The organism is Marinobacter sp., from assembly GCF_039977835.1.
GTDB lineage: Bacteria > Pseudomonadota > Gammaproteobacteria > Pseudomonadales > Oleiphilaceae > Marinobacter.
Map to the genome: position 1 here is coordinate 1 of NZ_JBDWCL010000024.1, position 8,870 is coordinate 8,870.

At 52.1% G+C, this 8,870-nt stretch carries 18 protein-coding genes and 1 pseudogene; 9 read left to right on the forward strand and 10 right to left on the reverse strand.

Features of this window, described 5'->3' with window-relative positions; translation table 11 throughout:
• Nucleotides 1–11: 11 nt before the first annotated feature.
• From ABJM11_RS07970 to ABJM11_RS07985, 4 genes are all read left to right on the forward strand, one after another.
• Entirely contained in the window at nt 12–80 is a 69-nt protein-coding gene (locus ABJM11_RS07970) for a hypothetical protein (RefSeq protein ID WP_348295699.1), read from the forward strand.
• Nucleotides 81–135: 55 nt separating this feature from the next.
• A complete protein-coding gene (locus tag ABJM11_RS07975) occupies nt 136–789 on the forward strand; it encodes an SDR family oxidoreductase (protein WP_348295700.1) in 654 nt (217 codons plus the stop codon).
• 281 nt (nt 790–1,070) lie between these two features.
• On the forward strand, nt 1,071–1,316 hold the full coding sequence (locus tag ABJM11_RS07980; protein ID WP_348295701.1) for a type II toxin-antitoxin system CcdA family antitoxin: 246 nt from the start codon (nt 1,071–1,073) through the stop codon (nt 1,314–1,316).
• Nucleotides 1,316–1,633, forward strand: coding sequence for a CcdB family protein (locus ABJM11_RS07985; RefSeq protein WP_348295702.1), 318 nt, complete (start codon nt 1,316–1,318; stop codon nt 1,631–1,633). The genes ABJM11_RS07980 and ABJM11_RS07985 overlap by 1 nt, the downstream gene beginning before the upstream one ends.
• A 176-nt stretch (nt 1,634–1,809) precedes the next feature.
• On the opposite strand, the gene rho is transcribed toward ABJM11_RS07985, so the two are convergent.
• The 7 genes from rho to ABJM11_RS08020 form a co-directional block, all read right to left on the reverse strand.
• Nucleotides 1,810–2,787 (reverse strand): transcription termination factor Rho, encoded by a 978-nt coding sequence (rho, locus tag ABJM11_RS07990; protein WP_348295703.1) that lies wholly within the window; start codon nt 2,785–2,787, stop codon nt 1,810–1,812.
• Nucleotides 2,788–2,832: 45 nt separating this feature from the next.
• Entirely contained in the window at nt 2,833–3,573 is a 741-nt protein-coding gene (locus ABJM11_RS07995; protein WP_348295704.1) for a polar amino acid ABC transporter substrate-binding protein, read from the reverse strand.
• 157 nt (nt 3,574–3,730) lie between these two features.
• Entirely contained in the window at nt 3,731–3,994 is a 264-nt protein-coding gene (locus tag ABJM11_RS08000) for a Txe/YoeB family addiction module toxin (RefSeq protein WP_348295705.1), read from the reverse strand.
• Entirely contained in the window at nt 3,991–4,233 is a 243-nt protein-coding gene (locus ABJM11_RS08005; RefSeq protein WP_348295706.1) for a type II toxin-antitoxin system Phd/YefM family antitoxin, read from the reverse strand. The genes ABJM11_RS08000 and ABJM11_RS08005 overlap by 4 nt, the downstream gene beginning before the upstream one ends.
• A gap of 143 nt (nt 4,234–4,376) precedes the next feature.
• Nucleotides 4,377–4,676 (reverse strand): type II toxin-antitoxin system RelE/ParE family toxin, encoded by a 300-nt coding sequence (locus ABJM11_RS08010; RefSeq protein WP_348295707.1) that lies wholly within the window; start codon nt 4,674–4,676, stop codon nt 4,377–4,379.
• Nucleotides 4,677–4,946: a type II toxin-antitoxin system Phd/YefM family antitoxin gene (locus ABJM11_RS08015; protein WP_008284815.1), complete on the reverse strand. Its 270-nt coding sequence runs from the start codon at nt 4,944–4,946 to the stop codon at nt 4,677–4,679. It abuts the gene before it with no gap.
• A gap of 135 nt (nt 4,947–5,081) precedes the next feature.
• On the reverse strand, nt 5,082–5,615 hold the full coding sequence (locus ABJM11_RS08020; RefSeq protein ID WP_348295708.1) for a hypothetical protein: 534 nt from the start codon (nt 5,613–5,615) through the stop codon (nt 5,082–5,084).
• 150 nt (nt 5,616–5,765) lie between these two features.
• On the opposite strand from ABJM11_RS08020, the gene ABJM11_RS08025 reads away from it, so the two are divergent.
• Together ABJM11_RS08025 and ABJM11_RS08030 are read left to right on the forward strand one after the other, a co-directional pair.
• Complete coding sequence (locus ABJM11_RS08025; RefSeq protein ID WP_012137510.1) at nt 5,766–6,017, forward strand: type II toxin-antitoxin system Phd/YefM family antitoxin; 252 nt, start codon at nt 5,766–5,768, stop codon at nt 6,015–6,017.
• On the forward strand, nt 6,014–6,268 hold the full coding sequence (locus tag ABJM11_RS08030) for a Txe/YoeB family addiction module toxin (protein WP_348295709.1): 255 nt from the start codon (nt 6,014–6,016) through the stop codon (nt 6,266–6,268). Before ABJM11_RS08025 ends, ABJM11_RS08030 begins: the two co-directional genes overlap by 4 nt.
• An 83-nt stretch (nt 6,269–6,351) precedes the next feature.
• Here ABJM11_RS08030 and ABJM11_RS08035 read toward each other — a convergent pair whose 3' ends face one another.
• Nucleotides 6,352–6,816 carry a GNAT family N-acetyltransferase gene (locus tag ABJM11_RS08035; RefSeq protein ID WP_348295710.1) on the reverse strand — a complete coding sequence of 155 codons (465 nt, stop codon included), beginning with the start codon at nt 6,814–6,816 and terminating at the stop codon, nt 6,352–6,354.
• Nucleotides 6,817–6,909: 93 nt separating this feature from the next.
• A complete protein-coding gene (locus ABJM11_RS08040; protein ID WP_348295711.1) occupies nt 6,910–7,326 on the reverse strand; it encodes a GNAT family N-acetyltransferase in 417 nt (138 codons plus the stop codon).
• Between the two features lie 109 nt (nt 7,327–7,435).
• Between ABJM11_RS08040 and ABJM11_RS08045 the strand changes: the two genes are divergently transcribed.
• Nucleotides 7,436–7,675, forward strand: a complete 240-nt coding sequence (locus ABJM11_RS08045; RefSeq protein ID WP_348295712.1) for a type II toxin-antitoxin system ParD family antitoxin — start codon at nt 7,436–7,438, stop codon at nt 7,673–7,675.
• Nucleotides 7,675–7,971: a type II toxin-antitoxin system RelE/ParE family toxin gene (locus tag ABJM11_RS08050; RefSeq protein ID WP_072675920.1), complete on the forward strand. Its 297-nt coding sequence runs from the start codon at nt 7,675–7,677 to the stop codon at nt 7,969–7,971. Before ABJM11_RS08045 ends, ABJM11_RS08050 begins: the two co-directional genes overlap by 1 nt.
• 107 nt (nt 7,972–8,078) lie before the next feature.
• On the opposite strand, the gene ABJM11_RS08055 is transcribed toward ABJM11_RS08050, so the two are convergent.
• Nucleotides 8,079–8,426 carry a DUF3024 domain-containing protein gene (locus tag ABJM11_RS08055; protein ID WP_348295713.1) on the reverse strand — a complete coding sequence of 116 codons (348 nt, stop codon included), beginning with the start codon at nt 8,424–8,426 and terminating at the stop codon, nt 8,079–8,081.
• A gap of 118 nt (nt 8,427–8,544) precedes the next feature.
• Between ABJM11_RS08055 and ABJM11_RS08060 the strand changes: the two are divergent.
• Nucleotides 8,545–8,730: pseudogene (locus ABJM11_RS08060) on the forward strand (IS110 family transposase); the annotation flags it as partial.
• Nucleotides 8,731–8,870 lie beyond the last annotated feature (140 nt).

An 8,870-nucleotide genomic window follows, 5' to 3' on the forward strand; every position in this document is an offset into this window, starting at 1 on the left:
TTGACCGCGTCATCCACCATTCACACATCTTTATGCTGGGAGGAGAAAGCTATCGGCTAAAGCAGAAGACAACAAGCTAGACTATGAAAGGTGGGTCAATTTTATTGGCCAAAGGTGGGTCAAAATAAATGGCCATTGACAGGCGCCTTCGTCTTCATTGTCGGACGGCGCCTGGACGTCCTCGAAAACGCGGCTGAGGCACTGGGATCCAACGCCCGGGGTCTCCAGGCGGATGTGACGAAGCCGGAGGAGCTCGACCGTTTATTCGAGACAGTCCAGAAAGAGAAAGGGCGCCTGGACGTACTGGTGGCCAACGCGGGCGTCGGCGAATTCGCCAGCCTGGGACAGATCACCGAGGAGCACTACGACTACATCTTCGACATCAACGTCAAAGGCACCCTTTTCACCGTCCAGAAGGCGCTTCCCTTGATGACGAACGGGGGCTCCATCATCCTCACGGGTTCCACGGTGGGCAGTATGGGCACCCCGGCCATGAGCATCTACAGCGCCTCCAAGGCGGCCGTCCGAAACTTGGTGCGCAGCTGGGCTCATGATCTATGGGGCACCGGCATTCGCGTGAACGTCATGTCTCCTGGCCCGACCAAAACGGACAAGTTGATGGAACTGCTCCCATCCGAAGCCCTGGGCGAGATGAAACGGACCGTACCGCTTGAGCGCCTGGGCGATGCCAAAGAAACCGCAGGCGCGGTGGCGTTCCTGGCGTCCGAGGGTAGCACCTTTATGACAGGGAGCGAGATGTTCGTTGACGGGGGTTACGCACAGGTTTAGAGGCTAGGCAGGGAACGGGAGGCAATGAACCAAAAGGGCTCAAATAGATTTTAAAGCAGTCTGCTTGGCTAACAACAAATCAACCTGCCCCCCTTTACATTGATCAAAATAAAATCGACTGACCCTTTTTTTGGCTTCCCTTACACATAACGATCGCCCTTGCGGCGTGCCGGAGCGCCAGCGCAGGCTCGTCCGACAACAGCCATTGGTAAAATGCTTGCATGCGCATAGTAATGCGCATACGATCGAGCTGTGTATTTTAGATCTTCTCGGAGGCCCTCATGGCCGAACTCTATAACTCAGCCGCCCCCAAAAAAGCAGCGAACCTCTCAATAAACAGCGATCTGCTGCGTAAAACCCGGGAACTGAACATTAACTTGTCTGCCACCCTGGAACGAGCTCTGAGAGAAGAGCTTTCGAAACGCGAAGCCGCTCAATGGGTTGAAGAGAATCGTGCTGCGATAAAAAGCTACAACGATTTCGTCGAACAACATGGATGCTTCGGCGATGAATTCAGGGAGTTCTGATGGCACAGTTCGATGTGTACCCCAACCCGAGCAAAATCAGCAAGGCTCACTACCCTTACCTAGTGGATATTCAGAGCAGCCTTCTGAGCGATTTGGCAACTCGCATTGTTATCCCTTTGGGCAAACGTTCTGCCTTCGGTGGCGAAGCCATGCAAGGGCTCACTCCGGAAATCAGCTTTGCCGATCAGAAGCTGTTGCTGTTAACTCCGCAAATTTCCTCCGTGCCCGAAAAACACCTCAAGAGCCCAATTGGTTCCCTCGCACATTTCAGAGACCAGATTGTTGGAGCTCTGGACCTGGCTATCACCGGCATTTAATACGAAGCTTAGCGGCAATTTTGGAGCCGCGCAGCGGTGGAAAAATTGTCCGGCTACAGCGCTTGGTTAAAAGTGATTACGTAGATCACCTATGCAGCGAGCGCCATGCAGATTCCGCAGATTCTTGCTGGTAATCCCGAGGAAAACCGGGATAGGTCTGACCCCGTAGCGCGGATTCAATCGATGGGCGTCTCGGGAATGTTTTTCAGAAGCTCAGCATTTGTGGGGTACTTCTCAAGCAGCTCAACCAGCTTTTTTGTGCCCTCTAGCGGTTTGAGACCGCTAAGCGCCTGGCGCAACGCTCTTATTTTGCCCAAATCTTTTGGATCTAACAGCAGCTCTTCACGGCGTGTACTGCTTTTCGAAATGTCCAGCGCGGGGAAGATTCGCTGATTCGCAACATCTCTTGATAAAACCAGCTCCATGTTCCCCGTGCCTTTAAATTCCTCAAATATAACCTGGTCCATACGGCTGCCGGTATCAACCAAAACGGTTGCCAGAATGGTAAGCGAGCCGCCATTCTCAAGGTTTCGTGCAGAGCCAAACAACCTCCGCGGGATCTCCATCGCTCGAGCATCAACCCCGCCAGACATAGTACGACCGCTGCTCTTTCGCTCCGCATTGTGCACACGCGCCAGCCTCGTGAGAGAATCAATCACAATCATGACGTTGTGACCCGCGCCAGCTTGTTGGCGGGCGATATCAAGAAGCTCATCGGCAACGCGAACGTGATGAGCATAGCTTTCATCCGAAGAAGAAGCGTGTACCTCAGCCGGGACGCTACGCTTGAAATCAGTGACCTCTTCGGGTCGCTCATCTATCAATAACGCGTAAAGTTTAATCTCGGGATACGCCTTTCCCACCGTCTGGCAAATATCTTTTAAGATCGTCGATTTTCCAGACCCCGGCGGCGCAACTATCAAACCTCGCTGCCCCATTCCAATCGGCGTGATCAAATCCATCGCGCGCACCGTGAGTTTTTCGGAACCTGACTCCAAGCGAATCCCCGGCGCTGGATTGATAACCACACCGTTTAAAAAACGTTTTTGTGGATCAGCCTCACCTTCAACCTCAACCATAGCTTCGGCTTCCTTAGCCACTGGTTTAGCGTCTTTATTTGGTTTCCGGGTTAAACCTAGTGTCTTTCTCGTCATAGCTGTTTGAGTACCTGGCAAATGGATCTTTGGCCGCGAGCTGCCTTACTTGTCCGGCTGAATCGAGACGTTCCGGTCCGGCGGGGGCAGGTTGGGTAGCATGGCCTCTACGTCAACAGTGTGGGTAGCGAAAAAAGCTTCCGCCGCTTCAATCAGAGCCGCCTCGGTTTTGAGGATACCAAGATAGACTGGCCATTCGGCAACGATCAGTTCCGTGCTGTAACGGTCCGGATCTACTTCCACCAGCAGTGCCAGAAACCGGAACTCCATTTCATTCATGACGGTGTAATCGCACCGTTTGTGCAGAAACATGCCCAGCATCTGCTGGGCATTATACGCGTCATGACGGACCAGATCGGTACCGATCCGCCGCTCGAGTCGATCACTGTAGACAAACCATTTGCGCAGACAGATGCTGCCCTGTAGGTCGTCGAAGGAGTCGGGTTGTCGGCCTGGTTGCGCGAACACACGGTCACGCCAGGTTAACACCGGCCCAACGGCGTGCATCCGGTCCGGCAGCGGCATCCATAGCGGGTTGGCGAAAACCGCGTTGGCTTGCCCTTCTTCCAGGGCCCAGGCCTGGCGTTTGCGCGGCATCAGACGGAAATCGGCTGCGATACCGGTCTCCAGGGTGAACTCATTGATCACCTCGACCAAAATACCCTTGTTAAGGTTGTTTCCGTAATAAAACGGCAGAAAGCCCTCGTCCGACCCCATAATCTGGAGCGTTTGGGACGAAACTGGAAGGAACCAGAATGCTACGATGATCAGCAGGCCTATTCTCATTGGGCCCTCCTCCCAGTGATCGATCGGGGTAGGCCGTCGCTTGTACGACGTTGCCTTGGCTAGTTAAAAAGAGCCTGTAAATAACGCGGAGCTTTGCGGCAATTTTGGAGCCGCGCAGCGGCAGAAAAATTGTCCGGCAACAGCGACTGGTTATGCATTATTCGTAGTGACTCCAGAGCCTGAGAACTTTCACCACTAGCTCGTCCTCGAGCACCTGGTAGACCAGACGATGCTGAATATTGATGCGGCGTGAATAGGCCCCCGCAAGATCGCCAATGAGCTTCTCAAACGGCGGGGGCTTGCGGTATGGATCTTCCGCTATCAGCGCTAAAAGTTCCTGAGCCTTTGGTTTAAGGCCGCTGGAGGCCAACTTCTTTGCATCTTTCTGGGCTTGCTTGGTGTAAACCAACTTCCATGTCACCAGTCCAGCTCCTCATCGCATTCAGCCACGGGGGTTTCCATCCCCTCACGAATAGACTCCCGCATACCTGGTACGGAGAGCAGGTAAAGTGTTTCCTGAATTGCAGACCAGTCTTCCTCGGACACCAAGACGGCTTTGTTCCGCTTACCCATGATGACGATTGGTTGGTGGGACTCGGCGGTCTCGTCAATCAACCGATAAAGGTTGCTGCGCGCCTCAGTTGCTGTGATTCCCGTCATGACGTACCTCTTGCGTGTTCAAACTTTCATCAGTGTACGCCTATGAGTACGTACGTCAAGACGAACGCTTTGCATAACGCCAGCCATCACCGGTGACAAAACCGCGGCGAAGCGGAGGGTTTGGCATCCGGTGCATGGCTTGGTTATGTTTCGTTTGCTGGTAATTCGAGCTGCCTCTCACTCCGCCAGACTCGTATGAGGACAACCTCTTTAGCCTGCCTGAGATAGACAACTCGAAACGGCGCGTGAATCAATTCGCGAATATGATCCATGTTGAATTCAGGAACAACTCGGCCAGCATCAGGGTGGATTTGAAGTATTTCACAGTGCTCCAGGATAGCAGCCACGAAATCATCACCGATATGTGGCACATCCTGCTCTTTGTAATACTCCTGAACAGCCTGTAAGTCCTCAAGAGCGGACTGTGCGATGTGTAATTCCATTTACTTGATGCCCAACGTTTTCTTGGCGTCCTCCAACGATACGGTGTTGCCTTCGCGAACATCCATAAGCCCCTGCGCCACCGCCTTTACAAACCGCAATTCCTCGGCAGTTCTCTCATAATCCTCGAGTCCCTGCACAACAGCTATGCCGCGGCCACGGCTGGTGAGCAGGATGGGGCGATGCGTATCTTGCGCTCGACCAACCACCTTTCCGGGATTGATCTTCAGGTCTGATAGAGGAATGACATCCTCGGAAAATTTCACTTGCATAGTGATTACCTAGTCAAAGATTTGGTGCTATTAATAGCACCCGTTAACAGGTGCGGTCAAGAAACATAACGCGAAGCTTTGCGGCAATTTTGGAGCCGCGTAGCGGTGGAAAAATTGTCCGTCAACAGCGTATTGTTAGCTCTTGTACGGCCAGCCATATGTCTCGTCAAACCCTGCATTATTTCGGAGATCAGATATCAGATCTTCTACAAGCGTGTAGTCTGACGGATACATCAATTTCATTTTGCCACTTGCCTTCTCATTTTCTGACTTTCTTAATGGCACCTGATACTTAGATGCCCACTGCACGAATATTGTGAGCCGTTCAAGAAGGTCGCGTTGAGATTCCGTTAGATCCAGTCCCAACTTCCGTGCAACATCTGAAAGGTCATGGGCAGTTTTGTGGAAATGCTTCGGGTCCAACCGGTCTTTGGAAAGATCTGGCTTAAACTGGTATACAAAAGCACCTTTCAAGGCATTTTCAGCGGAGAGGCCAAGAAGTAGCATTGCTCCCTTCATTGCCCCTACTCGACGATAATTATCGTGCTCGATCTGAATCGGCTCCCGATCTGAAAAAACTTCGTAGAGTACCTTGGAAGCTTCATACATCTCCCACGATTGCCTAAACCAGCTCTCGGGGGTCGACACGCTTTCTTCGAACTCGATCACAGACTCTCCTGGTTGTAGGGCTAACGCCCGGCTCACACGCCGGTTTGGAGCCGCGAAGCGGCGGAACATCGGTCGCTGTGCAGCCGATTGTTAAATCCTTTGGCGTACGGTATCCTGACCATGATCAACATCCTGTACAGGAGTAACCCTATGGATGCCATTAGCTACACAGCCGCTAGAACCAATCTAGCAAAAACCATGGAGCAGGTCTGTGAAGACCATTCCCCTGTGATCATCACCCGGAGCAAGTCGCAGTCAGTGGTAATGATCTCCCTCGAGGACTACGAGGCGCTGCAAGAAACTGCATACCTTCTGCGCGCACCAAAAAACGCACGGCGTTTGCTTGAATCCGTTGCCGAGCTGGAGCAAGGCGGTGGTCAAGAAAAGGAACTTCTTGAATGAAACTCATCTTCTCCGAGAACGCCTGGGAAGACTATCTGTACTGGCAGAAAACCGACAAGAAGATTCTTAACCGAATCAACAAGCTGATCAAAGAGACCAAGCGAGAACCGTTCGAAGGTGTTGGCAAACCAGAGCCCCTTAAACATAGTCTGGTTGGCTATTGGTCCCGGCGAATCAACGAAGAACACCGAATAGTTTACAAAGTCACGGATGACGCTTTGCTTATCGCCCAGCTTCGGTATCACTACTGATTTAACGCTGAGGTAACCGGCGCCGGAGCGCCAGCGGAGGGAACCAAAAGCGGCACGCTTTTGGCGTCCTGTTGACCGCCTTGTTACATGGTGATTCGGTAGTATCGGCCATGCTCTCCATCCTTAGACCCACTGTGCATGGCCTGCCAACCCAATTTTTCAGCTACCTTTTTGCTGGCAACATTTTCGTCCGCAATAAAAACCTGGACGGTCTCTAAATCGATATCGGCGGCCAGCTTCTCAACTGCCAACCTACACGCCCTGGTAGCTATGCCGTTACCCCAAAACTCCGACCTGATGAAGTAGCCGAAATCGAATACACCATCTATCTGTTTAATGCCGCAGAAGCCGATAAATTCATCAGTATCTGACTCTGCAACGGCGAACCGGGCCGGATTAGCGAGCGCACTCTCGAACCATGAACCCGCCTCATCTTCTGTCAGAGCGCGACGAGGCCCAAGAAACCTCATCACTTTAGGATCACGAAGCATGGCTAATACATCCGCTTTATCTTGGTGACGAAGATCCCTCAGTTTCACCGCAATCATAAGACTGGCTTCACCATGTAACGCCAGCCAGCATGCGCGGCTTCGGAATGGAGGCGAAGCCGCAATGTAGTAGACGTCGCGTGCCTGGCCTTGTTAATTGCCAATGGTCACCCCAGCATCAAGAACCCAGCAGCGATCATTGTGCGTGTAACCAAGGTGACCATAGTACGAATTGGCTGCAGGTGCTGCGATGAGTATCAATTTGCAGAGCGGCCCCAGTTGCTCCTGGGTCAGTGACTGTAATCGTTTGCCTATTCCTGATCTTTGATAGTTCTGATGAACCGCCAAATCTGACAGGTAGCAGGCATAGTGAAAATCCGTGACGCTGCGAGCGATACCGACCAACAAATCATCATCCCACGCGCTTACGGTGAGATTGGAATTGGCAACCACCCCTTCCATACAGTCTCGGTCGTTGATTGGCCGGCGCTCCCCGAGGGTAGAACTCTCCAACAAACCGATGAACTGGTCAGTGGTAATGGGGTGATTTACCTTGAAGCTGATAGCCATACCTCTCCTTGGCAATTAACGCTCGCAATCACGCGCTTGTCGCGTGGATTGCATTGTTATGCCACCTGGACCAAAATGTACCAATTATTGGTACTAGAGAGGTGGCATCATGCAAAAGAACACCAGCATCACTTTAGGCCAACATTTTGATGCGTTCATTGCAGAACAGCTCAAAAATGGCCGATACAGCTCAACCAGCGAGGTCGTTCGTGCCGCATTGCGCCTGCTTGAAGAGTCTGAAACCCGCCTGACTACGCTTCGTAGACTGCTCAAGGAAGGCGAGGACAGTGGTTTCGAAGACTACTCCTATGACTCCTTTATTCGTGAACTGGACAACGAAAGGCGCTGATGCCAAGTTTCAAGCTTTCCAGGAAGGCCAAAGCTGACCTCAAATCTATTGCCCTATACACAGAGCGTGAATGGGGCCGGGATCAACGAAACCACTATATTCTTCAGTTCGATCAGTGCTTCCACCTTCTGGGTGAAAATCCAAACCTGGGGCAAGCCTGCAATGAGATAAGTCCAGGCTACCGGCAGTACCCTCAGGGAAGCCACATCATCTTTTATCGGCTAGCCACCGACGATGTTGTTGAAATCATCCGCATCCTGCACAAACGCATGCTGCCTGAGGGGCACCTGCTTTAGGGCATAACGCCAATATTCAGCGGCGACCTTTACGCAGCAAAGCGGAGAAAAGGGCGTCCGGTGGAGGCCCTTCAGGGCTGGAACGAACTGGAATGACTGGTTATGTGCTACCCAAAGAAACAGCCATTCTCGTCGGCATTCACGATAGCAAAAAATTCCGCAATGGAGCGTGACTCAGGTTCTGGCGTGTACGAATGCCATTTCAGGTCACTGCGCATCCAGTAGATCTTCCAGCGTTGAGATTTCTTGACGAAGGTAGCTTTTGCCACCGGCGATTCAATGATCGTGGACGGCTCCTGGAAATGGGGGCGAATCTCGACTATCTGCACACTTTGGCCGGAAACTCGAACGTCTAAATCTAACTTGGGTCGGATATCCACTGGCGGCCTCCGGTCTTCCAGAAATTCAGAAGCGGCGCGCTCAATTTTCTTTGCTTCAAACTCACTGAATGCCATATGGATTCTCTATGGGCACGCCCACATAACGAATGATATGGACTCCCCCTGCTCCCACGGCATCAATGTGCCACATTGAAGGTGTCGACATCTTCAATCTGAAGCAGGAGGAGTCATCATGAATGTTACAACCATCGGCATCGATCTGGCGAAAACTGTGTTCAGTATTCACGGCACCAATCAACACGGCAAGGTCGTGGTTCGCAAACGGCTGAATCGCCCAAAACTGCTGGCGTTCTTCGCACAACTGCCACCGTGCCTGATCGGCATGAAGGCTTGTTCCGGTGCCCATTACTGGGCTCGTGCGTATTCCGGCGAACGTGAACACCCATACCGGTTGAAGGTGAACACCTTTTTTCTTAACGCATCACCCACCGGAGTTTGTACTCCGGGTGTTCACGTTCAGTCAATTTCCTGAAGTCGTTTTCTCATTGATTCTCCTTT